The 22152-nt window shown below is 70.2% G+C and carries 16 protein-coding genes and 3 pseudogenes; 7 read left to right on the top strand and 12 right to left on the bottom strand.

What is annotated here, in order from left to right; translation table 11 throughout:
• Positions 1–167 precede the first annotated feature (167 nt).
• Positions 168–1544 (bottom strand): DNA repair protein RadA, encoded by a 1377-nt coding sequence (radA, locus tag AC2W7C_RS01145; protein ID WP_485999795.1) that lies wholly within the window; start codon positions 1542–1544, stop codon positions 168–170.
• A gap of 190 nt (positions 1545–1734) precedes the next feature.
• On the opposite strand from radA, the gene AC2W7C_RS01150 reads away from it, so the two are divergent.
• Both AC2W7C_RS01150 and AC2W7C_RS01155 read left to right on the top strand, forming a co-directional pair.
• Positions 1735–2385: a Yip1 family protein gene (locus AC2W7C_RS01150; RefSeq protein ID WP_485999796.1), complete on the top strand. Its 651-nt coding sequence runs from the start codon at positions 1735–1737 to the stop codon at positions 2383–2385.
• 87 nt (positions 2386–2472) lie between these two features.
• Positions 2473–3774 carry a Xaa-Pro dipeptidase gene (locus AC2W7C_RS01155; RefSeq protein WP_485999797.1) on the top strand — a complete coding sequence of 434 codons (1302 nt, stop codon included), beginning with the start codon at positions 2473–2475 and terminating at the stop codon, positions 3772–3774.
• Here the strand turns inward: AC2W7C_RS01155 and alr are convergent.
• The 7 genes and pseudogenes from alr to AC2W7C_RS01190 all read right to left on the bottom strand — a co-directional run bounded on the left by alr (position 3771) and on the right by AC2W7C_RS01190 (position 12787).
• Positions 3771–4806, bottom strand: a pseudogene (gene alr, locus AC2W7C_RS01160) (alanine racemase). The gene AC2W7C_RS01155 and the pseudogene alr overlap by 4 nt on opposite strands.
• A gap of 117 nt (positions 4807–4923) precedes the next feature.
• Positions 4924–5163, bottom strand: a complete 240-nt coding sequence (locus AC2W7C_RS01165) for a hypothetical protein (protein ID WP_485999798.1) — start codon at positions 5161–5163, stop codon at positions 4924–4926.
• Positions 5164–5297: 134 nt separating this feature from the next.
• Positions 5298–6380, bottom strand: coding sequence for an ABC transporter ATP-binding protein (locus tag AC2W7C_RS01170; protein WP_485999799.1), 1083 nt, complete (start codon positions 6378–6380; stop codon positions 5298–5300).
• A gap of 354 nt (positions 6381–6734) precedes the next feature.
• On the bottom strand, positions 6735–8678 hold the full coding sequence (locus AC2W7C_RS01175; RefSeq protein ID WP_485999800.1) for a DEAD/DEAH box helicase: 1944 nt from the start codon (positions 8676–8678) through the stop codon (positions 6735–6737).
• Between the two features lie 106 nt (positions 8679–8784).
• Positions 8785–10296 carry a CehA/McbA family metallohydrolase gene (locus AC2W7C_RS01180; RefSeq protein WP_485999801.1) on the bottom strand — a complete coding sequence of 504 codons (1512 nt, stop codon included), beginning with the start codon at positions 10294–10296 and terminating at the stop codon, positions 8785–8787.
• The gene (locus AC2W7C_RS01185; protein WP_485999802.1) at positions 10296–12335 is read right to left on the bottom strand and encodes a TonB-dependent receptor domain-containing protein; all 2040 of its coding nucleotides are present in this window, start codon (positions 12333–12335) and stop codon (positions 10296–10298) included. Before AC2W7C_RS01185 ends, AC2W7C_RS01180 begins: the two co-directional genes overlap by 1 nt.
• Positions 12332–12787, bottom strand: coding sequence for a TonB-dependent receptor plug domain-containing protein (locus AC2W7C_RS01190; RefSeq protein ID WP_485999803.1), 456 nt, complete (start codon positions 12785–12787; stop codon positions 12332–12334). The genes AC2W7C_RS01185 and AC2W7C_RS01190 overlap by 4 nt, the downstream gene beginning before the upstream one ends.
• A 246-nt stretch (positions 12788–13033) precedes the next feature.
• Between AC2W7C_RS01190 and AC2W7C_RS01195 the strand changes: the two are divergent.
• The 5 genes and pseudogenes from AC2W7C_RS01195 to AC2W7C_RS01215 all read left to right on the top strand — a co-directional run.
• Positions 13034–13447: pseudogene (locus AC2W7C_RS01195) on the top strand (PPC domain-containing protein); the annotation flags it as partial.
• A 51-nt stretch (positions 13448–13498) separates the two neighbouring features.
• Entirely contained in the window at positions 13499–14869 is a 1371-nt protein-coding gene (locus AC2W7C_RS01200) for a dicarboxylate/amino acid:cation symporter (RefSeq protein ID WP_485999810.1), read from the top strand.
• A 29-nt stretch (positions 14870–14898) separates the two neighbouring features.
• Complete coding sequence (locus tag AC2W7C_RS01205; protein ID WP_485999804.1) at positions 14899–17988, top strand: TonB-dependent receptor plug domain-containing protein; 3090 nt, start codon at positions 14899–14901, stop codon at positions 17986–17988.
• Positions 17989–18042: 54 nt separating this feature from the next.
• Positions 18043–18702 carry an alpha/beta hydrolase family protein gene (locus AC2W7C_RS01210; protein WP_485999805.1) on the top strand — a complete coding sequence of 220 codons (660 nt, stop codon included), beginning with the start codon at positions 18043–18045 and terminating at the stop codon, positions 18700–18702.
• Positions 18699–19325, top strand: a complete 627-nt coding sequence (locus AC2W7C_RS01215; protein ID WP_485999806.1) for a hypothetical protein — start codon at positions 18699–18701, stop codon at positions 19323–19325. The genes AC2W7C_RS01210 and AC2W7C_RS01215 overlap by 4 nt, the downstream gene beginning before the upstream one ends.
• Here AC2W7C_RS01215 and hisIE read toward each other — a convergent pair.
• The 4 genes and pseudogenes from hisIE to hisH all read right to left on the bottom strand — a co-directional run.
• Positions 19322–19929 (bottom strand): annotated as a pseudogene (gene hisIE, locus AC2W7C_RS01220) (bifunctional phosphoribosyl-AMP cyclohydrolase/phosphoribosyl-ATP diphosphatase HisIE). The gene AC2W7C_RS01215 and the pseudogene hisIE sit on opposite strands and share 4 nt — an antisense overlap.
• Before the next feature lie 134 nt (positions 19930–20063).
• A complete protein-coding gene (gene hisF / locus AC2W7C_RS01225; RefSeq protein ID WP_485999807.1) occupies positions 20064–20831 on the bottom strand; it encodes an imidazole glycerol phosphate synthase subunit HisF in 768 nt (255 codons plus the stop codon).
• Entirely contained in the window at positions 20828–21562 is a 735-nt protein-coding gene (locus AC2W7C_RS01230) for a 1-(5-phosphoribosyl)-5-[(5-phosphoribosylamino)methylideneamino]imidazole-4-carboxamide isomerase (RefSeq protein ID WP_485999808.1), read from the bottom strand. Before AC2W7C_RS01230 ends, hisF begins: the two co-directional genes overlap by 4 nt.
• Positions 21559–22152 (bottom strand): imidazole glycerol phosphate synthase subunit HisH (gene hisH, locus AC2W7C_RS01235; protein ID WP_485999809.1); only part of this gene is annotated, 594 nt, incomplete at its 5' end. The genes hisH and AC2W7C_RS01230, both read right to left, overlap by 4 nt.

The following is a 22152-nucleotide window of genomic DNA, read 5'->3' on the forward strand; positions in this document are numbered from 1 at the left end:
CGGTCCGCGGCGGGCTCGGCCTTGTCGGCGTTCTGGCCGCAGCCGGCCAGCAGGGCCGCCGCGAAGGCGGTGATCACGAGAGTCTTGGAAGCCATTACGCCGGTCGCTCCATATGGAAGGTTTCGACTGATCGATGTCGACGGGCGCCGGACGCGGGGGGAGGGCGCCTATCGGGCGTCACCGTAGCGGTTCTGCGAGATTCTATCGACCGCTTCCGACAGGCGACTGACCGAGGCGGTCCTCACTCCCCGGCCCTTGACCGTCAGGGGCGGGGACAGGGCCAGGTCGAAGCCCAGCTTCTGCGCCTCCCGCAGCCGGGCCTCGGCTCGGCCGACGGCGCGCACTTCACCCGAAAGGCTGATCTCGCCGAACACCACGCAGCCTTGCGGCAGGGGTGTGTCGGTGGCCGAGCTGATCAAGGCCGCCGCCGCCGCCAGATCCGCCGCGGGCTCGTTGATCCGCAGGCCGCCGGCCACGTTCAGATAGACGTCCTGGTCGCCGAACCCGAGCCCGCAGCGCGCTTCCAGTACGGCCAGCACCATGGCCAGCCGGCCGGTGTCCCAGCCGACCACGGCGCGGCGCGGCGTGCCGTAGGCGGACTTGGAGACCAGGGCCTGCATCTCCACCAACACCGGGCGCGACCCCTCGATGCCGGCGAAGACCGCCGCGCCGGGCGCCCGGTCCTTGCCCTCGCCGAGGAACAGGGCGGAGGGGTTGGCGACCTCGCGCAGGCCGGCGTCGCCCATCTCGAATACGCCGATCTCGTCGGTGGCGCCGAAGCGGTTCTTGCCGGCGCGCAGGATGCGGAACGGATAGCCGCGCTCGCCCTCGAAGCTCAGGACGGCGTCGACCATGTGTTCGACCACGCGTGGGCCCGCGACCTGGCCGTCCTTGGTGACGTGGCCGACCAGAACGACCGCCACGCCCTGGGTCTTGGCCAGCCGCACCATCTCGCCGGCGCAGGCTCGCACCTGGGTCACCGAGCCGGGGCCGGCCTCGTGGGCGTCCGACCAGAGGGTCTGGATCGAATCCATGATGACGATGTCGAACCGCTCGCGCTTCAGCGTGCCCAGGATCTCCCTGAGCGCCGTCGCCGAGGCCAGTTCGACCGGGGCCTTCTCCAGTCCCATCCGCCGGGCGCGGGATCGGATCTGTTCGACGGCCTCCTCGCCCGAGATATAGGCGACGCGGCGGCCGGCCATGGCCGCGCGGCCGGCGACGTCCAGCAGCAGGGTCGATTTGCCCACGCCGGGATCGCCGCTCAGCAGGATCGCGGAGCCCGGCATCACGCCGCCGCCGCAGACCCGGTCGAACTCGGCCACCCCGGTGATGATGCGCGGCGGCTCGGGCGTGTCGGACTGCAGGGTCTCGAAGTTCAGACCCCGCGCCCGGCCGCCGGCGGCGGGCTTCATCGCCCCGGGCGGGGCCGACCGGCTCTCCTCGACGATCGAGTTCCATTGTCCGCAGGCGCCGCACTGGCCGGACCATTTTCCGTGCACCGCCCCGCAGGACTGACAGACATAGATCGCGCCGTCTCTGGCCATGACTCGTTCCCATCGCGGCCGCTCGCCGCCGCTTCTTGTCACCCGGACCTACGTCAGAATCGGTCGGATCTCAGGTTAAAGCGCACCGTTCACGGCTTCGATGGGAACCAAGCTGTGCCGTAGCCATTTGCCCTGTCGTTGCTGTTCAGCTGGCCCGGCGCCGCCGGCCGCCCCATGCCTGGAGCTTTCCGTGACCGACAATCCGCCTGCGATCAATCCCAACCTCGTCAATCGCGTCGTCGGCATCCTGACCCGACCGACCTCGGAGTGGGAGGCCATCAAGGGCGAAACGACCGACACCCGATCGCTCTTCACCGGCTACGCCATCCCCCTGTCGCTGATCCCGCCGATCTGTGTCCTGCTCTCGACGCTGCTGTTCGTCGGCATGGCCGGGCCGCTGGGCGTCGGCGGCATATTCGTGGGCGCGCTCATCATCGCCGTGCTCAGCTGGATCCTGAACCTGGTCTCTGTTTTCGTCCTCGGCCTGATCATAGACGGCCTGGCTTCCAGCTTCGGGGCCCAGGCCAACCGTCTCCAGGCCATGAAGGTCGCGGTCTATTCGATGACCGCCAGCTGGGTCGGCGGCTTCCTGGCCCTGATTCCGGCCGTGGGCGGCCTGCTGGCCCTCATCGCGGGCCTCTACGGCATCTACCTGCTGTATCTCGGCCTGAAGCAGGTGATGGGTTCGCCGCAGGACAAGGCGATCATCTACACCCTGGTCGTGGTCGTGATCATCGCGGTGATCATGGGCGTCGCCGGCATGGTCATCGGCATGATCGGCGCCGGCGTGCTGGTCACTGGAGCCATGGCCGCCGGCGCGGCCGGGGCCTACGGCGCCTGATAGGGACCGTCGGGCCGGATCCCCCGTCCGGCCCGGTTGCCGCCCACCGCCCACATGCCAGCCTCCCCGCACAGGGGAGACTCGCGCATGTTCAAACCACTGGCTCTCGCGGCCGCCGCCTCCGTTCTGACGCTGGCCGCGCCCGCGCCCGTTCTGGCCGAGACCCTGGTCGTCACCGGCGCCCGCCTGCTGGATGTCGAGCGGGGGCGATATGTCGACAAACCGGTGGTCGTGGTCACGGACGGTCGCATCGTCTCGGTCGGGACCTCCGTTCCCGAAACCTTGCCGGCTGACGCCGAACGCCTGGACTTGCCGGGCATGACGCTGTTGCCCGGCCTGATCGACATGCACGTCCATCTGGCGGCCACGCCGTATGTCTCCGGCTTCCGGGTTCTGGAATACGCCGACGATTTCGAGACCGTGCTGCAGGTTCCCAATGCAAGGGCCAACCTGGACGCCGGCTTCACCACCGTGCGCAATCTGGGGGGGCCGCAGTTCGCCGACGTCGCCCTGATGCAGGCCATCGAGGCGGGCTTCGTCGTCGGTCCGCGCGTCATCCCCGCGGGCGCGGCGTTCGGCGCGACCGGCGGCCACTGCGACGCCACCGGCCTGCCGCGCTCCCTGGCCGTGGCCAACGATTACAACGCCGACAGCGTGGATGCGGCCCGTCACAGCGTGCGCGAGGTGCGCAAGTACGGCGCCCGGGTGATCAAGATCTGCGCCACCGGCGGGGTCTTCTCGCGCAACACCGAACCCGGCCAGCAGCAGATGACCCTGGCGGAGATGACCGCCGTCGCCGACGAAGCCCATATGTGGGGTCTGAGGGTCGCCGCCCACGCCCACGGCGCGTCCGGCATCCGCGACGCGATCCGGGCGGGGGTCGACACGATCGAGCACGCCTCGATGATCGACGCCGAGGGCATTCGGCTGGCGGTCGAGCGAGGGACGTGGCTGTCGATGGACATCTTCAACACCGACTTCACCCAGGCGACGGGAACCGAGTTCGGCGTGACCGAGGACAATCTGCGCAAGGACCGCGAGGTCGCCCAGATCCAGCGCGACAACTTCCGCGCCGCCCACAGGGCGGGCGCGCGCATGGTGTTCGGCTCCGACGCCGCCGTCTTTCCGCACGGGCAGAACGCACGCCAGTTCGCCGTGATGGTCGAGTACGGCATGACCCCGGCCGAGGCGATCCGCGCCGCGACCTGGAACGCCGCCCAGGCGCTGGGGATGGAACGAGACGTCGGCGCGATCGCCGTCGGCCGCTACGGCGACCTGATCGCGGTGGCCGGCGATCCCCTGGCGGACGTCCGCGCCCTGGAGACGGTCGCGGTGGTGGTCAAGGGCGGCGAGGTGGTGAAGGACGAACGCTCGAGCGTCGGGCGCTAGCCGACGTAGACCCGGGGCACACGCGCGGTGACGGATGTCAGCAGTTCGTAGGCGATGGTCCCGGCCGCCGTCGCGGCGTGGTCCAGCATCCGATTGGGGCCGAACAGCTCGGCGCGGTCGCCTACGGCGACGTCCAGGCCGGTGACGTCGACCGCGCAGACATCCATCGAACCCGGCCGACGATCGGCCTTAGCGCGCCGCCCAGGAAGGCCTGGCCGCGAGGACTATAGCTGCGCAGCACGCCGTCGGCGTAACCGGTCGCGCAGGTCGCGATCCGCGCCGGCTCGCCGGCCTGGAAGCCGCGCGAATAGCCGACGGTCTCGCCTGACGGCACCTCGCGCACCTGAAGCACCTCGGCCGACAAGGTCGCCACCGGCCGGATGCGGGGGTCGGGCCGCCCTTCCGGGCCGCCGCCGTACAGGCATATCCCCGGTCTCAGCGCATCGAAGGCGTAGTCCGGACCCAGGAAGACGCCGCCGGAATTGGCGAACGAGCGGATCGCGCCGGGATAGCGGGTCGCCGCAGCGGCGAAGGCGTCCCTCTGGCGGGCGTTCATCGGTTCGGCGGGATCGTCGGCGCAGGCCAGATGGCTCAGCACCATCGCCAGACCTTCGAAGGGCTCCGGCGCGTCCTCGGGCCGGAAGCCCAGGCGGTTCATGCCGGTGTCGATCTGCAGTCCGCAGGCGCCGCCGCCCGCCTCGCGCCACTCCGTCAACTGAGCCGCGGTGTTGAGCACCGGCCGCAGGTCGGCCGCCTTCAGCTTGCCGGCGCGTCCCGCCGCGCAGCCGTCCAGGACATAAATCTGGGGGGCCGCGCCCAGGGCCTCGCGCAACGCCACGCCTTCGGAGGCCCTCGCGACAAGAAGGTGCGAGCGCCCTCGCTCATCAGCCGACGGGCGCAGGCCGCGGCGCCCAGGCCGTAGCTGTCGGCCTTGACGACCGGGTGCACGGGCGCGCCGCCGGCCGCCTGCAGCGTATGGAAGTTCGCGGCGAGCGCGTTCAGGTCGATGGTGAGGGTGGCCGGGGAGGGCATCCGCCCATCTAGAAGGCTCCGCTTGTGCGATGCAACATGCGGGCGTCGGATCGAGGGAAAGATCTTCCGGGAACGGACACGGCGCTCCCCGCAAGAAGAGCGCCGCGCCGGGCCGCTTCAGGGGCACATGTAGAAATGGGCCCAGACTGCGGTGTCGAAGGTCGTTGTGTTTCCCCAGGCGACAGGGTCGCTGTCACAATAGAACTTCGCGCCGCCCACGAGTTGGCCGTTCACCAGGTAGGCGACAGTCGCCCAGGGCCCCGAAGCGGCCGCGGTCGGCGGCGCCGCGATCGCCGGCCCGGAAGCGCTGGCCAGAGCCAAGGCCGCGGCGGCGGCGAGTTTCACGATGGTCTTCATCGGTATCCTCCCTGCAGGGCGAAAATGCCCGCCATGACACCAGCATGGATTGCGAGAGGGTCAACCGAAGGGTGTTCTTAATGCCGGAGATGTCATCCATCCCGCCGCCTTTGCACGTGGGACGGCCAGGACCGTCAGACTCGCGGAAAGGCGAGACCGCCGGCGTTGAAGAGGTGCGCCTGCCCGGCCGGAATCGTCAGCGTCAGGGGTTTGCCCGCCTCCGGCCGCACATCGCCGGGCAGCTGCACGGTCAGGGCGGTCTCGCCGTAGTTGGCGTAGGCGTAGGTCGCGTGACCCAGCGTCTCGGCGAAGGTCACATGAGCGGCGATCCCGCCGTCCTGGCCTCCCAGGGCGATATGCTCGGGCCGGATCCCGAGGGTGACCTTGTCGCCGACGTTGGCGCTCGAGGCGTCGACGGCGACCGAGATGGCGTCTCCTCCCGCGGTCTTCACCGTCGCCCCCTTGGCCGTCGCGGACACGATCTCGGCCGGCATCAGGTTCATCTTCGGACTGCCGATGAACTCGGCGACGAATAGGTTGCGGGGCCGTTCGTACAGCTTCATCGGGGCGCCGACCTGCTCAATCACGCCGCTGTTCAGCACCACGATCCGGTCGGCCAGGGTCATGGCCTCGACCTGGTCGTGGGTCACATAGACCATGGTCGTCTTCAGCCGCTCGTGCAGGCTGGCGAACTCGTAGCGCATCCGCACCCTGAGCGCCGCGTCCAGGTTGGACAGGGGCTCGTCGAACAGGAAGACCTGGGGCTCGCGCACGATGGCGCGCCCGATCGCGACCCGCTGGCGTTGGCCTCCGGACAGGGCCTTGGGTTTGCGGTCCAGATAGTCGGTGATGTTCAGCGTCTCGGCCGCGGCCCGCACGCGCCGGTCGATCTCGGCCCTCTCGGCCTTGGCCAGCTTCAGGCCGAACGCCATGTTCTCGTAGACGGTCATGTGCGGGTAGAGCGCATAGGACTGGAACACCATGGCGATGCCCCGGTCCGACGGCGACAGGTCATTGACGGTGCGCCCGCCGATCGCGATCTCGCCGCCCGAGACTTCCTCCAGGCCGGCGATGGTGCGCAGCAGGGTCGACTTCCCGCAGCCCGAGGGGCCAACGAAGACGACGAACTCGCCGTCGCCGATCTCCAGGTCGATCCCCTTCAGCACCTCGGTCGTCCCGAACCGCTTGGTCACGCCGGTCAACCGGACGTCCGCCATCTGTTCCTGCCCCGCAGCTTCTTGATTTGCGGTCACCGTAAACGGTTACAGGCGGCGCGCAATCCTCCGCCGCGAGGGCCGAGGGCGAGCGCTTGTCTCGCTTGTCGACGGTGTCGCGGGATTGTCGCGGTTGTCTCGCCCGCGATGTCGCGCTTGTCGTCGTCTGAATGTCTTGGTCAGGAAGACCGCAATCGGGGCCCGCGCGTCAGCCGCGCGGGGGCTTGCCCTTGAACGGCTTGGCGCCCGCCTTGGGCTTGAAGCCCGGCTTCGGCTTGCCGGTCCACGGGCGGTCGCCGGCGGTCGCCGAGCCCTCGCCGCGGGGCGTCCAAGGCTTCTTGTCGCCCCTGGGCTTGTCTACCCACGGCTTCTTGCCGGCGGGCGTCGGACCGTCCTTGGTCCGCTTGACCCATTTGCCGCCAGTCTCGCCCGTGTTCGCGGCCGGGGCGGCGTCACGGTCGGGGCGGGGCGTCCACGGCTTCTTCGGCGCGTCGCCCTCGGCTCGGTCCTCGCGGGCCTTCCACGGTTTCCTGGGCGCGTCGCGTCGGTGCGCGGGGCCCATTGGCTTCCTGGAGCCCTCGCCCTCCGGACGCGGCTTGCGGAACGGCTTGTCGCCGCGCGGCGCGCGATCGTCGCCGCCAGCGGGCTTGTCCCATTTGCGCAGGCTCTTCTCGCCGGCGCCGGGGCGACCGCGTCACCGATGGTCACGCCCTCGTCATTGGGCTGGGTCAGGGCGGCGCGGAACTTGGCCTCGGCGTCCTTGGTGATCTCGAACTTGGTCTCGCGATCGAAGATCTTGATCGAGCCGACGTCCCGCTTGGTGATGTGCCCCAGGCGGCAGATCAGCGGCAGCAACCACTTGGGATCGGCGTTCTTCTCGCGGCCGATGTTGACCTTGAACCAGCTCATCTCGCCGCCGCGGGCGAAGTCGACCAGCGGGCCGTCCTGCTGACCCCGATCGTTGCGGCCTGACGCCTGGGCGCGCGCCATCCTCTCGTCGTCGTGAACGTCTTCCGGCGGCGGCAGCTTCTCGCGGTACAGGCGGATCAGGGCGGCGGCCACGTGCTCGGGCGAGGTCCGCTCCAGCAGCTGGCGGCCCATCTCCAGAGCGTCCTCGTCGGCCGGCGCCATCAGCACCGGATCGGTCAGCATGCGCTCCTGATCCTTGGCCAGGATGGCCTCGGCGGAGGGCGCGGCGGACCATTCCGCCTTGATCGAAGCCGATTGCAGCATCAGTTCGACCTTGCGGCGGCGGGTGTAGCTGACCATCAGCACCGAGACGCCCTTCTTGCCCGCGCGGCCGGTGCGGCCCGAACGGTGCAGCAGGGTAGCCTTGTTGACCGGGATCTCGGCGTGGATGACCAGGCCCAGGTCGGGCAGGTCCAGGCCGCGCGCCGCCACGTCGGTGGCCACGCACACCCGCGCATGGCCGTCGCGCAGGGCCTGCAGCGCCTCCGACCGCAGCGACTGGGTCAACTCGCCGGACAGGCCAACGACCGAGAAGCCGCGCTCGCGCAGGGAGGCGGTGAGGTGTTTCACCCGCTCGCGGGTGTTGGCGAACACCAGGGCGCCGGGGCTTTCGAAATAGCGCAGGACGTTGACCACGCCGTGCTCGATCTCGTTCGGCGCGATGCGGATGGCGCGATATTCGATGTCGCCGTGGGCGGCGTTCTTGTTGGTGGTGTCGATGCGGATCGCGTCGCGCTGATAGGTCTTGGCGAGTTCCGCGATGTCGCGCGCAATGGTGGCCGAGAACAGCAGGGTCCGGCGCTCGGCCGGGGCCTGGTCGAGGATGAAGGTCAGGTCTTCGTGGAAGCCCATGTCCAGCATCTCGTCGGCCTCGTCGAGGACGACGGCCTTCAGCTCCGACAGGTCCAGGGCGTCGCGCTCGATGTGGTCCTTCAGGCGGCCGGGGGTGCCGACCACGATGGCGGCGCCGCGGTCCAGCACCCGGCGCTCGGCGCGCGGGTCCATGCCGCCGACGCAGGTGGCGATGCGAGCGCCGGTGTTGGCGTACAGCCACTCCAGCTCCTTCGAGACCTGCAGGGCCAGTTCGCGCGTCGGGGCGATGACCAGAGCGACCGGGGCGGCGTTGTCGGCGAAGCGCTCGGCCTCGCCCAGCAGGGTGGGGGCCAGGGCCAGGCCGAAGGCGACGGTCTTGCCCGATCCCGTTTGCGCGCTGACCAGCAGGTCGCGGCCTTCCTCGGCCTCCAGCACGGCGGCCTGAACCGGGGTGGGCTCGGCGTAGCCGCGTTCGGAAAGCGCGCGGTCGAGCGCCGGATGGCTGGCGGGGAAGGGCATGGCAGGGTCCGATAAGTGCGCAACGGCGCGAAGGTCAGCGCGCGTCGGCGTTGGACTGGACGTCGCCTAGCCGCAAATCAAGGCCGAAACGTGAAGGGACCCGGCTTCAGCGATTCAGATAGATGGGGTTGCCGACCAGGATCAACCGTCCGGCGCCGTCGCGCACATTGACCCGCACCCAACTGCGGGCGCCGTCTATGGGAAGGTCGAAAACACGCTCATCGACCTCGGCGGTCAGAGGCGGCAAGGCGACGCCCGTCGTCCGGCCGTCGCGGACGACCTCGATCCGGCCGCCTTGCAGGCCGCCTGCCCGGACGGTGAAGCGGGCGGAGCGCCGGACGGCCAGCGTCCCGCCCATCTCGGCCCGCGTTCCGTCGGCCTGGGCCGAGAACTCCAGGGACCGGCTGGCGTCGCCGTCCAGGTCGATGAAGACGCGCCCGGAAGCCAGGCCTTCAAGTAGCGCCGGCTGCGAAAGCGCTTCGGTCCAGACGACCGTCGTCGGACGGCCGATCGCCGAGGGCGTGTCGGGCGGAAGGTCGGCGTCGTGATTGTCGCTGCCGCCGATCGCCGTCAGGCGGTGGCCCTGGTTCAGCAGCCCTTCCCAGAAGGGGATGCCCGAGAGCGGCGTTTCCGCCTGACCGCCGAGGGCGCGCATCGAGCCGCCGTTGACGACCTCGACCGCCTGGACACGGTTCCAGTCCGTCTCGGGCGCGGTCCAGCCGCACCCCATGCAGGCCTCGCCCGACGGCGAGGCCGGGTGATTGACCGAGAAGACGCCGCCCAGCGCCGCCACCTGGTCGATCACGGCGTTCATCGTCGGCGCGCGCGGGCTGCCGACCTGGAAGTCGACGAAGGCGGTCGGCCCGAAGATGTTGGCGTGGCCTTGAAAGGTGGTGATCTCTCGCCCGGGGATCAGCAGCAGGTCGTCGAAACCGATCTGCAGTTCCCGCAGGGCCTCGGCGTGCGACGTGGTGTTGTGGTCGGTGACGGCGATGAAATCCAGGCCGCGCTCCGCCGCCGCCTCGACGGTGCGGAAGACCGGGCAGGGGACGCGTGTCGCCCCGTCCGTCTGACCGCGCCGGCTGCTGGGCTGGCAGGACCCGTCGCTATGCCCGGTATGACTGTGAAGGTCGCCCCGATACCAGCCCGGTCCCGTCCGCAACGGCGCCTCGGCGAAGCCCGGGAACGCTTCACCGTCACCGGCGAACCAGATCCGGGCTTCGTAGGTCGAGTGGGTGGTCTGGCGGATGTTCGGCACGCCCAGGACCAGGCTCCAAGTCCCGGCGGGCAGGGCGCCCGGCAGGTAGGATGGCGTGGCCTCCTCGGCCGAGACCGTGAAGCGCGCCTTGTTGCCGCCCGACCACCCCCGGAAGCGCTCCGGATCGCGCAGGCCCAGGTCCACCGTCGTGCGCGCCTCGCGGCCGGTGTAAACGACCTCGATGGTGATGCGGCCGGTCCGGGCCGGCACCTCGAAGGGGACTTCGCGATAGGTCTGATGGTCCGCCCCGGTCAGTTCGCCACGGAGCACCACGTCCTGCGCCGCGACGCCGCCCGGCAGGCCGAGCAGCGCCGTGGCCGTGAGGACCCGGACCAGGTTCGTCAGGCCGCGCCGCGCCATCAGAAGCGGTACAGGATCGAGGCGCGGAACGAGCGGCCCAGCTCCGGCCGGGCGGTATAGTACCGCGCGCCGGCGTCGCCGCTCTGGAACTGGCCCGCCCGCGGATTCCCCTCGGTCAGCCCGATCTCGTTCGTCAGGTTGGCGCCGTGCAGGTACAGCGAGATGCTGGGCGTCGCATCGTAGCGCAGGTTGGCGTTCAGGATCGTATAGGCCGGCAGGCTGACCGAGTTGGCCGCGTCCGAGAAGCGGTCGCCGTAGCGCTGGATGTCCAGCTCCAGGCGCAGGGCGTCGTCGAGGAGATTCACCGCCGGGATCAGGCGGTAGCTCTCCTCCGGCACACGGACGAGGCGGTTGCCGGAATAATCGCGGGTGACCAGGGCGCCGCCGACCAGTTCGGTGAACACGAAGCTCTCGAACTCGGGCCGCTGGAAGGTGGCGTTGAAGCGCATGTCGAACCAGCGCGCCGGTCGCCATTCGCCGTCCAGCTCCAGGCCAAAGGTCTCGGTGGTGGTGAAGGCGGTGCGGCTGACGAAATTTCCGCTGATCGGATCGAACACCGTCTCGCCGAAGCCGAACGGCTCGAAGCGGGTGTAGAATGCGGTCGCGTAGACGTCGATGGCGTCCAGCGACAGCTTGTAGCCGCCCTCGGCCAGGGTGATGTCCTGAATCCGGGCGTCGGTCCGGGTCGGGCTGGTGATGAAATCGCCCAGCGAGGGCAGGCGGAAGGCGTCGGTGTAGCGGATGAACACGCCCTGGTCGGGGCGGAACTGCCAGTTGACCCCGGCGGTGAAGGCGACGTCGTCGTAGTGGCGCTTCAGCGGATCGAAGACGCCCGTTCCGGTCAGGAAGCTGTCGTCCGCCTGGCTGGGAGAGACGCCGAGATTGCGGGTCGCCGACCGTTCGTTGAAGCCCGAGAAGGAGATCTCCTCCCAACGCGCGCCCAGGTCGATGCGCCACTGGTCGCCCAGGCGCCATTCGTCGGACAAGTAGATCGCCAGGGTCTGGGACGTGCCGGCGGCGTTGGCGTACTCCGTGCCGTAGCGGGTGATTCCGTTCTCGGTGGCCGTATAGATCGGCTGGCCCGCGGCGTTGACCACCACGATGTCCAGAAGGCGAGCGTTGTCGCGGACGTCCGTCAAGGCGTTGTTGGAGTAGCGGGTGAACGTCTCGTCGATGACGGCCCCATAGAAGCCCAGGGCGATGTCGTGGCTCTGGTCGCCGAGGTCGAACCGCTTCTGCAGCCGGTTGTCGGTCAGGATCTCGTCGTAGTCGACCGTCACGGCCCGCACGCCGCTGTCCAGCACTAGGCCGTTGCCGTTCTGGTTGGCGACGTCGAAGATCTGGTTGGGCGAGGTCGTGTAGCGCAGCTGCACGTCCACGCCGCCGGGCACGGCCAGCAGAAGGGGCGCGCGGATCGCGGCCAAGCGCGACGCCGCCGTGACCGGCGACGCGGGGAAGAAGCCGCTGCGGGTGATCCGCGAGGTGCGGACCCGGACGTTGTTCTGCAGCTCCCAGCCGTCGCCGAAATCATAGGTCATCCGCAGCGTGCCGCGCGTCACCTTGGCGTCGGTGCCGCTGTCAACCGGCGCCCGGAAGAAGGTTCCGGTCCGGTCGCGGACCAGGGGGTTGCGCGTCTCCGGGCCGACCACCGTGCCGAAGTTGGGATCGAATCCGGGAACGCCCGCCACGTCGCCGTCGGCGTCGAAGGTCAGCGGAATGCCGGCGAAGAAGATGCTGTTGTCGTCCATATGCGACAGGCCGAGGTCGATCGAGCCGCGCTCGAATTCCCGCGACAGGGTGATCCGGGCCTGGCCGCCTTCATTGGCCCGGAAGCCGGGATCGCGGATGCCGTCGTCCACCCGGTAGAAGCCGCCGATCGAGCCGGTCCAGCCGCCGCCGACCGGGCCGCCCAGCCAGAGGTCGCCGCGATACAGGCCGTAATCGCCGACCTGCGCCTTGAAGAGGCCCTCGAAGGTGTCGCCGCCCCGCTTGGTGATGAAGTTCACGATGCCGCCGGGCGCATAGGAGCCGAAGATCACCGACGGCCGCCGCGCACGACTTCCAGACGCTCGACCGTCTCGTCCATGCGGAACGACTGGTCGGCGTTCATCCAGCCCAGGCCGGCGTCGTGCTGGATCGGCAGGCCGTCTTCCTGCATCGCGACGGCGGAGAAGCCTTCCTGGGGAATGCCGCGGGCGCGGATGTTCGCGCTGGCTTCGCCGCCGGACGATTCGACCCAGAAGCCCGGCACGAACTTCAGGGCGTCCGAGACGCTGAGCGGGTTCTGCAGGCGCAGCCGCCCCTCGTTGACCGTGGTGATCGCATAGCTGGCCTGCACGCGGGCCAACTGCTCGGAGCCGGCGCGGGCGGTGACGACAATCTCGTCCAGCGTCGTCTCATCCTGCCGCGGGGCCTGCTGGGCCTGGACGGCGCCGGCCCAGGCCATAGTCGTCAACGCCGCCGAAGCGGCGAGGATCGTTCTGCGATTCATCGAAACACCCCTGTCACCCCGGCGGAGGCCGGCGGGTGCGGGCTATCAATCGGTCATGTCGGAGCGGCGACAGAGGCTTGACCGGCCGTTGAAGCCTGGACGACGGCCGCGCGATCTTCCGTCAGGGAACAGACGGCGCGCCATGCGAGGGCTGAATCCAGAGGGCTTCCGATTCCTGACGCCCTTCGCGCGCCGCGCTGACAAGCCGGCGGAGTTGCGGCAGGCTGCAGGCTCGAAGGGGGTCCCATGCTCAGAATCGCGCTCGCCGCCACCACCGCCTTGACCGTTCTCGCCGCACCGGCGGCCGCCTCTCCCCAGAGCCGACCTTCGGCGGATACGCCCGCGGTGCGCGGCCCAGGCGCGGCGGCGACTCAGGCGCTGGCCCCGGTCCAGACCAGCGGCGCGATCCGCCCCGGGCAAAGCCTGCGGGGAACTCTGGCCCGCGGGGACCAGACGCTGGGCACCGGAGAGTATGTGGACCGTTTCACCTTCGCCGTCCGGCGGGGCCAGACCTACGAGGTGTCGCTCTCGGCCGCCGATTTCGATTCCTATCTGCTGGTGCGCGGCCCCGGGGGGCTGAGCGAGGACAACGACGACGACCCCGCCGCGCGCGGGTCCAGGAACAGCCGCATCCGTTTCACCGCCACGGCCGACGGCGAGGCGACGGTGGCCGCGACCAGCTACCAGCCGGGCGAGAGCGGCGCCTATGTCCTGGCCCCTCGACGGCGCCGGCGGCCGCCGGCGTCGACGCCGCCGGCCGCGCGCCGCCCCTTCTACCGCAGCCTTTACGTTCAGGTGCTGACGGCCATCGTGCTGGGCGGCGCGATCGGTCATTTCTGGCCGGTGTTCGGGGAGAGCCTGAAGCCGCTGGGCGACGGCTTCATCAAGCTGGTGAAGATGATCATCGCCCCGGTGATCTTCCTGACCATCTCGACCGGCATCGCCGGCATGCGGGACCTGAAGCGCATCGGTCGGGTGGCGGCCAAGGCCTTCGCCTATTTCTTCGTCTTCTCGACCCTGGCCCTGATCATCGGCCTGATCATCGCCAATGTGGTCCGGCCCGGGCACGGGCTGAACATCGATCCGGCGACCTTGAACTCGGGCGCCGTCGCCCAGTACGCCCAGGCCGCGCACGAGAGCACCATCGTCGGCTTCCTGATGGGCGTCATCCCCGACACCCTGATCAGCGCCTTCGTCGAAGGCAACATCCTGCAGGTGCTGTTCGTCTCCATCCTGTTCGGCATCGCCATGGCCGTGGTCGGCGACGCCGCGGCTCCTGTCCAGCGCGCCCTGGAATCGCTCAGCCAGATCGTCTTCCGCCTGGTCGCCATCCTGATGAAGGCCGCGCCGATCGGCGCCTTCGGGGCCTTCGCCTTCACCATCGGGGCCTATGGGCTGTCGGCCATCGCCAACCTGCTGGCCCTGATCGTGACCTTCTACGTCACCTCGCTGGTCTTCGTGCTGGGGGTTCTGGGCCTGGTCGCCTGGGCCAACGGCTTCTCGATCTTCCGTCTGATCGCCTATCTGAAGGAGGAGCTGCTGCTGGTGCTGGGCACCTCGTCGTCGGAAGCCGCCCTGCCCAGCCTGATGCAGAAGCTGGAGACGGCCGGAGCGCCCAAGTCGGTCGTCGGCCTGGTCGTGCCCACCGGCTATTCCTTCAACCTGGACGGCACCAACATCTACATGACCCTGGCGGCCCTGTTCATCGCCCAGGCCATGAACATCGACCTCAGCCTGCAGGACCAGATCCTGCTCTTGCTGGTCGCCATGCTCAGCTCCAAGGGCGCCGCCGGCATCACCGGGGCCGGCTTCATCACCCTGGCCGCCACGCTGGCCGTCGTGCCCTCCGTGCCGGTGGCCGGCATGGCCCTGATCCTGGGCATCGACCGCTTCATGAGCGAGTGCCGGGCGCTGACCAACTTCGTCGGCAACGCCGTCGCCACCCTCGTCGTCGCCCGATGGGAAGGCGATCTGGACAGGGAGCAGCTTCACGCCGCGCTGGGGTCGCGCCCCCGCGGACTGGCCGCGCCGCCCGATCCGGCGGCGGGACCGGGGGACAAGAACATCGTCACGGCCGACTGAAACGGCCGGACGCAAAGGGAGGAAAGAGGATGAGGAAAGTTCAACGCCTGGCGCTTCTGGGAAGCGCCGCCGCCGTGGCCCTGCTGGCGTCCGCCGCCGGGGCCGCCGCCCAAACCGCGCCTGAGGCCGCGCCGGTCCAGGTCGAGCCGCAGGACGGGTCGACGGCCATCGACGACGTGGTCGTCGTCGGCTCTCAAATCCGCGGCGCCAAGACCACCGAGGCGCTGCCGGTCCTGAACATCGATCAGGAGCAGATCGAGGCCGTCGGCGCGGTCTCGGGCGACGATCTTCTGCGCTCGATCCCGCAGATGGGCGACGTCCTGTTCGATTCCGCCAACAACCCACAGACGTCGAACTCGGCGCGCGGCGACGTCAACTCGGTCAACCTGCGCTCGCTCGGCGTCGGCAATACGCTGGTCCTGGTCAACGGCCGCCGCATGGTCCAGCACCCGACCAGCCAGGGCACCTCGGACACCGGCACCGTGCCGGTGCTCAGCTACAACTCCAACGCCATTCCGGTGGCGGGCCTGGAGCGGGTCGAGGTGCTGCTGGACGGGGCCGCGGCCATCTACGGCGCCGACGCCGTGGCCGGCGTGGTCAACACCGTGCTTCAGGACGACTTCGACGGCCTGACGCTGGAGACCCGCTACGGCGGGGCCGAGGGCACGGGCCTGCGCGAGTTCGAGTTCAACGTCTTCGCGGGCAAGGACTTCGAGCGGGGCAACATCTCGCTCTTCGCCAACTACGCCGACCGCACCAAGCTGATGGCGGACGAGCAGGACTTCACCCGCAGCGACGACATGCGGCCGTTCTTCTCGGGCTTCGAGGGCTACGAGAACTCCACCGTGCCGGACGCGCGTTCGTCGCACTCGCCCTGGGCGCAGCTCAGCATCCCCGGGACCACCACGGCGCTTCGCCCGCGCTCCAACGGCGTGGTGGTGACCACCGCCGCCGGCGCCTTCCACTACCAGCCCGAAAGCTTCGGCTGCACCGGCGTCGACCTGGGCGCCACCTGCCTGGTCAGCGGCACGGTCGCCTATTCCGGCGTCAACCGCGACATGCGCTACGACACCCGCCACGGCACGACCGTCCGTCCGTCCGTGGAGCGCGCAAACGTCTTCCTGACCGGCCACTACGAACTGAATGACGCGGTCGAGGTCTTCGGCGAGATCGGCTTCTACGCCGCCGAGAGCAAGGCCATCCAGCCTCCGGTCGTGAACCTCAATGGCCTGTGGATTCCGGCCAGCAACTACTGGAACCCCTTCGGCCCGATCACCTTCGCCAACGGCCAGGCCAATCCCAACCGCCTGCCGAACCTGACCAACGTGCCCGCGGCCGGCCTGCCGGTCCGGCTGGGCAACTACCGCTTCGTGGACGCGGGCTTCCAGGAGGTGACGGTCAAGAACTACCAGTCGCGCTTCCTGGCCGGCCTGCGCGGCGAATGGCGCGGCTTCGACTGGGAGGCGGCGCTGCTGTACTCCGAGGCCGAGGCCGAGGACATCTCGCCGAACATCAACATGACGGCCCTGCAGCAGCAGCTCGCCCTCTCGACCCCGGACGCCTACAATCCCTTCAACGGCGGCTGCGTCTCGACGCCGAGCTATGGCGACTGCGTGCCGTCGTCCCAGGCGGCGATCGACGCCATCACCTTCGACATGCGCCGCTTCTCGCGCACCACCCTGACGCTGGCGGACTTCAAGATGTCGCGCCCGGACCTGATGGAGCTGCCCGCCGGCCCGCTGGGCGTCGCCTTCGGCGTCGAGTTCCGCCGCGAGACCCAGATGGACGACCGCGACGCGAACGTGGACGGGACCTTCACCTTCGTCGACATGGTGACGGGCGAGACCAATCTGTCGAACGTCTCGGCCGTCAGCCCCAACCCGGACACCAAGGGCGATCGCACCGTCGGCGCCGCCTTCGTCGAGTTCGCCGTTCCCCTGGTCTCGCCCGAGATGAACGTCCCGCTGGTCCAGAGCGTCAACGTCCAGCTGGCCGGCCGCTTCGAGGAGTATTCGGACTTCGGCTCTGTGGCCAAACCCAAGATCGCGGTCGCCTGGGACGTCGTCGACGGCCTGCGCATCCGCGGCTCCTATTCGGAAGGCTTCCGCGCCCCGAACCTGGAACAGGTCAACGCCACTCAGTACGCGCGCCTGGCCTCGGGTCCTGACTTCATCCGCTGCGAGGCGGACATCCGCAACGGCACGATCGCCGACATGAGCCAGTGCGGGCGCACCGCCAGCGTCTCGCTGCTGATCGCCGGCAACCCGGACCTGCAGCCGGAGGAGAGCACCAACCAGTCCTACGGCCTGGTGTTCCAGCCCACCTTCCTGCCCGAGAGCCTGGGCGAGTTCGTCTTCACGGTCGACCGCTGGAAGATCGAGCAGGAGCAGATCGTCGGCCTGCTGGGCGCCCAGACCGCGCTCGCGCTCGAATACCTGAACCGAGTGCAGGGAACGACCAACCCGAACGTCGTGCGCGCGGCCCCCAACGCCGACGACGTCGACCTGTTCGACGGCACCGGCCTGGCGCCCGTCGGACAGGCGATCTCGATCAGCGACCGCTTCATCAACCTGTTGCCGCAGACGGTGGAGGGGATCGACTTCGGCGTGTCCTGGTCCAAGCGCCGCACCGCCTGGGGCACCTTCCTGTTCCGCGCCAACGCGTCCCAGCTGCTGGAGTTCTCGCGCGCGCCCGGCGACATCGTCGACCAGCTCTACGCGGCCCGCGACGCCGGCATCATCGATCCGCTGACGCCGCTGCCCGATTCCAGCCAGCTGATCGCCCAGAACGGCCGGCCCGAGTGGAAGGTCAACGCCAGCTTCACCTGGCGGCACGGCCCCTGGCGGGTGGGCGTCTCCAGCCAGTACGTCTCGGAGGTCTACCAGACCGGCCTGCTCAGCAGCACGGGCGAGCCCTGGCGGGTGGCCCCGCAGACGGTCCTGAACCTGTACGGCCAGTACGAGTTCCAGGACGTCGGCTTCGCCTCGGGGACCGAGCTGCGCATCGGCGTGCGCGACCTGACCGACGAGGGCCCCTCGCTGGCCGACGGCGGCTACCTGGGCTCGGTCCAGCGGCCCTACGGCCGCTACTGGTACGTCGACGTCTCCAAGACGTTCTAAGCTGCGGACAGGGCGCGGGCCGGATCGGCTCGCGCCCGCCTCGAGGAGCCTTTCATGAAGCGCCTGGCCGGACTGATCGCCGCCCTCCTGGTGCCTGTCCCCTTGGCGGCCAAGGCGGACGACGGCCCGCCGCCGGCGACGCCGATCCCCTGTCCCGCCTCGGCGGGGCAGGGGGTCAGCTGCCTGTCCGGCCGAGACGTCCACGGCGCCTGGTACCTGATCGCCATGCCGGCGCAGTGGAACCGCAGGCTGATCGTCCACGCCCACGGCGGCCCGCGCACCGGCGACCCCGAGGCCGCCGATCCGCTGGAGGACCTGGACCGTTTCTCCGTCATGGTGCGCCAGGGCTACGCCTGGATCGGCTCGACCTACCGCCGCGGCGGCTACGGCGTGCGCATGGCGGCCGCCGACGTCGACGAGAGCCGGCGCATCTTCTGGACCCGCTTCGGCAAACCCGACCGCACCCTTCTCCATGGCCAGTCCTGGGGCGGCAATGTCGCCGCCAAGGCCGCCGAGCTCTACGCCCTGGATGCGGACGGCGCCGCCAACTACGACGGCGTCCTTCTGACCAACGGCGTGCTGATGGGCGGAACCCGGGCCTATCAGTTCCGCGCCGACCTGCGCGCCGTCTACCAGTACTACTGCCGCAACCACCCCTCGCCGAGGACGGGGCCTATCCGGTCTGGCAGGGCCTGCCCGCCGACGCGCGTATGACCCGGGCCGAGCTGCGCCGCCGGATCGTCGCCTGCACGGGCCTGGGCGAATCCATGCGCGACCGCACCGCCGACCAGTCCCGCCGCCTGCGCGACATCCTCGCCGTCACCGGCGTCCGCGAGGACGAGCTGGTCGCCCACATGAACTGGGCCACCTTCCTGTTCCAGGACCTGGTTCAGCTGCGTCTCGGCGGCCGCAATCCCTTCGACAACAGCCGCACGGTCTACAGCGGCTCCTCGGACGACGCGGCCCTGAATGCAGGGATCGAGCGCTTCGCCGCTGATCCCGCCGCAGTGGCGCGCCTGGCGTATGACGCCGACCTGTCCGGCCTGATCGTCGCCCCGACCGTCACCCTGCACGCGCTGCACGACCCCACGGTCTCGTTCTCGGCCGAGGCGGCCTACGCCGCGACCGTCGCCCACGCCGGCCGATCGCACCTGCTGGTCCAGGCCGCGGTCGACGAGGACCAGCACTCCAGGCTCAAGGACGGCGGATACCTGACCGCCCTGCGCGCGCTGGAGGCCTGGCTCGACACCGGCGTCCGGCCCGATCCGGCGACCTTCCAGGAGCGATGCCTGGCGGAGAACGTCGCGAGCGAGTGCCGCTTCGCCCCGGCGCCCTAGGGCCGCAGCCCCGACCGTCCTTCGCGCGCCGCAAGCACCTCCAGCACCGCGTCCAGCCCCATCCCCCGGGCCCGCAGCAGCACCAGCAGGTGGTAGATCAGGTCCGCCGCCTCCGACGCCAGCTCCGCGTCCGGCCCGGCGGCCCCCGCCAGCGCCGTCTCCACGCCTTCCTCCCCCACCTTCTGAGCCGCCCGCTTCGGCCCCTCGGCCAGCAGCCGCGCGGTCCAGCTTTCCGCGGGGATCGGCGTCCGCCCGCTCGGCGATGGTCCGCTCCAGCCGGGCCAGCCGACCCACGGCCGGGCGCGTCCTCCTCGCCGAAGCAGCTGACGCGGCCCAGGTGGCAGGCGGCGCCGACCGGCCGGACCTTCAGGACCAGCGCGTCGCGGTCGCAGTCCGCCGTCAGCGAGACGACGTGCAGCCGGTCCCCGGAGGTCTCGCCTTTGCGCCAGCGCCCTCCGCGCGAGCGCGAGAAGAAGGTCGCCTCGCCGCTCTCGACCGTCTCGTCGAAGGCGGCGCGGTCCATATAGGCCAGGGTCAGCACCTGAAGGGTCGCCGCGTCCTGCACCACCACGGGGATCAGCCCTCCGCCCTTGGCGAAGTCCAGTTCCTTCCCCGACGGGGGCGGGGGACCATCCGAAGGATGGTGGAGGGGCGTCGAAGCGGGCGGGGGCTCCGGAAAGACCCCTCCACCGCTTCGCGGTCCCCTTCCCCCGATGGGAGAGGAACTCCGAGATCTCGTCATAGCCTCACCTCCGTCCCGGTGGCCGCCAAATAGGCCTTCAGGTCCGGTATCTTCAGCGCCCCGGTGTGGAAGACGCTGGCCGCCAGGGCGCCGGACACGTCGGCGCTGGCGAAGACATCCAGGAAGTGCGCCGCCTCGCCCGCGCCGCCCGAGGCGACCAGCGGGACCGTCAGCCGGGCCCGCGCCGCCGCAAGCTGGCCCACGTCGTAGCCGCGCCGGACCCCGTCCTCGTCCATGCAGTTCAGCACGATCTCGCCGGCGCCCAGGCCTTGCGCCTCCACGATCCAGTCCAGGGTGCGGCGGCCGGCGCCGCGGCTGGCCGTCGGATCGCCGGTGTACTGGTGCACCATCCAGTCGTCGCCGGCCCGCCGGGAGTCCACCCCGACCACCACGCATTGCGAGCCCAGCCGCCCGGCCATCTCTCCGATCAGCTCGGGCCGCTCCAGCGCGGGCGAGTTGATCGACACCTTGTCGGCGCCGTGGTCCAGGCAGCGCGCCGCCTGGTCGACGCTGCGGATCCCGCCGGCCACGGTGAAGGGAATGTCCAGCAGCCGGGCGATGTCGCGCACCCAGCCGTAGTCCAGCGTACGCCCTTCCGGGCTGGCGGCGATGTCGTAGAAGACCAGCTCGTCGGCGCCCTGGTCGCGATATCGGACAGCCAGATCCGCCGCGTCGCCCATGTCACGGTGACCCTGAAACCGCACGCCCTTCACGACGCGTCCGTCCTTGACGTCCAGGCAGGGGATGATGCGTCTCGCGGTCATGCCCGCGCGATCTCCAGCGCCTGCTCCAGGGTGAACCGGCCCTCATAGAGCGCCCGGCCCACGATGCAGCCCGACGCCCCCACCGAGCGGGACCCGGTGAGGTCCTGCAGCGAGGCCACCCCGCCGGACGCCTGCAGCCACAGGTCCGACCGGCGGACGTGGACCTCGGCCAGCAGGTCCAGGTTCACCCCGGTCAGGGCCCCGTCTCGGCCCACGTCGGTGATCAGCAGGTGCCTCGCCGTCCCGGGCGGATAGCGGTCCAGCGCGGCCCACAGGTCCACGCCCGCCGGCTGGGTCCAGCCCTTCAGCGCCGGGATGTAGCGGTCGCCGTCCACCTTGACGTCCATCGCCAGGGTCAGGCGATCGAGGCCGAACCGGTCCAGCCAGCCCAGCACGGCGTCCGGGTCGGACACCGCCAGGGATCCGACCACCACCCGGCTGACCCCGGCCTCCAGCAGGCGTTCGATATCGTCGGCCGACCGCACGCCGCCGCCCGACTGAATGCGGATATCGATCGCGGCGGCCAGTTCGCCGATCAGGCCGTGCTGCATCGCCCGGCCCGCCTCGGCGCCGTCCAGATCGACAATGTGCGCCCAGGTCGCGCCGGCCGCCGCGAAGGCCGCCAGCCGGCCCGCGGGCGCGTCGTCGTAGTGGGTCGCCTCGTCGAACCGCCCGTGCATCAGCCGCACGCAGGCGCCGTGGCGCAGGTCGATGGCCGGATAGACGATCATGCCGCCAGCTCCAGGAAATTCTGCAAGAGCCGCGCGCCGGTTCCCGCCGAGCGCTCGGGATGGAACTGGCAGCCCCAGCGGTTTCCGCTGCGGACCACCGCCGGCACCGGCCCGCCGTAATCCGCCCGCGCCAGCGTCGCCGGCCCGTCCGGGCAGACGTAGCCGTGGACGAAATAGGCCCATTCGCCGTTCGCCACGTCCGCCAGCAGCGGATCGTCCCGGTCGACGGCCAACCGCGACCAGCCCATGTGCGGCACGGGCAGGCCGGGGCCCGGCTCCAGCTTCCGGACCCGTCCGGGGATCAGGCCCAGCAGCGCGGTCTCGCCCTCGTCGCTGTCCTCGAACAGCAGCTGCTGTCCCAGGCAGACGCCCAACAGCGGGCGTTCGAAAGCCCGCAGCGGCTCGACCAGGCCCATCGCCTCCAGCCGTCCCATTGCATAGCCGGCCTGGCCCACGCCCGGCAGGATCAGCCGCTCCGCCCCGGCGATCTCGGCCGGATCGGCGGTCAGCCGCGCGCGCGCGCCCCAGCCGCTCCCAGCCGCGAACTGGACCGAGGCGACGTTGCCCGGCGCCGTAGGAGATGACGGCGA

This window comes from Brevundimonas sp. CURTG3B2_SDJG (assembly GCF_057364705.1).

Bases quoted from the DNA above. Each gene is read 5' to 3' on its own strand.
- radA (WP_485999795.1), bottom strand. From the start codon at position 1,544: ATGGCCAGAGACGGCGCGATCTATGTCTGTCAGTCCTGCGGGGCGGTG.
- AC2W7C_RS01180 (WP_485999801.1), bottom strand. From the start codon at position 10,296: ATGGCGCGGCGCGGCCTGACGAACCTGGTCCGGGTCCTCACGGCCACG.
- AC2W7C_RS01230 (WP_485999808.1), bottom strand. From the start codon at position 21,562: ATGATCGTCTATCCGGCCATCGACCTGCGCCACGGCGCCTGCGTGCGG.
- AC2W7C_RS01205 (WP_485999804.1), top strand. From the start codon at position 14,899: ATGAGGAAAGTTCAACGCCTGGCGCTTCTGGGAAGCGCCGCCGCCGTG.
- hisF (WP_485999807.1), bottom strand. From the start codon at position 20,831: ATGACCGCGAGACGCATCATCCCCTGCCTGGACGTCAAGGACGGACGC.
- AC2W7C_RS01170 (WP_485999799.1), bottom strand. From the start codon at position 6,380: ATGGCGGACGTCCGGTTGACCGGCGTGACCAAGCGGTTCGGGACGACC.
- AC2W7C_RS01155 (WP_485999797.1), top strand. From the start codon at position 2,473: ATGTTCAAACCACTGGCTCTCGCGGCCGCCGCCTCCGTTCTGACGCTG.
- AC2W7C_RS01215 (WP_485999806.1), top strand. From the start codon at position 18,699: ATGACCCGGGCCGAGCTGCGCCGCCGGATCGTCGCCTGCACGGGCCTG.
- AC2W7C_RS01175 (WP_485999800.1), bottom strand. From the start codon at position 8,678: ATGCCCTTCCCCGCCAGCCATCCGGCGCTCGACCGCGCGCTTTCCGAA.
- AC2W7C_RS01210 (WP_485999805.1), top strand. From the start codon at position 18,043: ATGAAGCGCCTGGCCGGACTGATCGCCGCCCTCCTGGTGCCTGTCCCC.
- AC2W7C_RS01165 (WP_485999798.1), bottom strand. From the start codon at position 5,163: ATGAAGACCATCGTGAAACTCGCCGCCGCCGCGGCCTTGGCTCTGGCC.
- AC2W7C_RS01190 (WP_485999803.1), bottom strand. From the start codon at position 12,787: ATGAATCGCAGAACGATCCTCGCCGCTTCGGCGGCGTTGACGACTATG.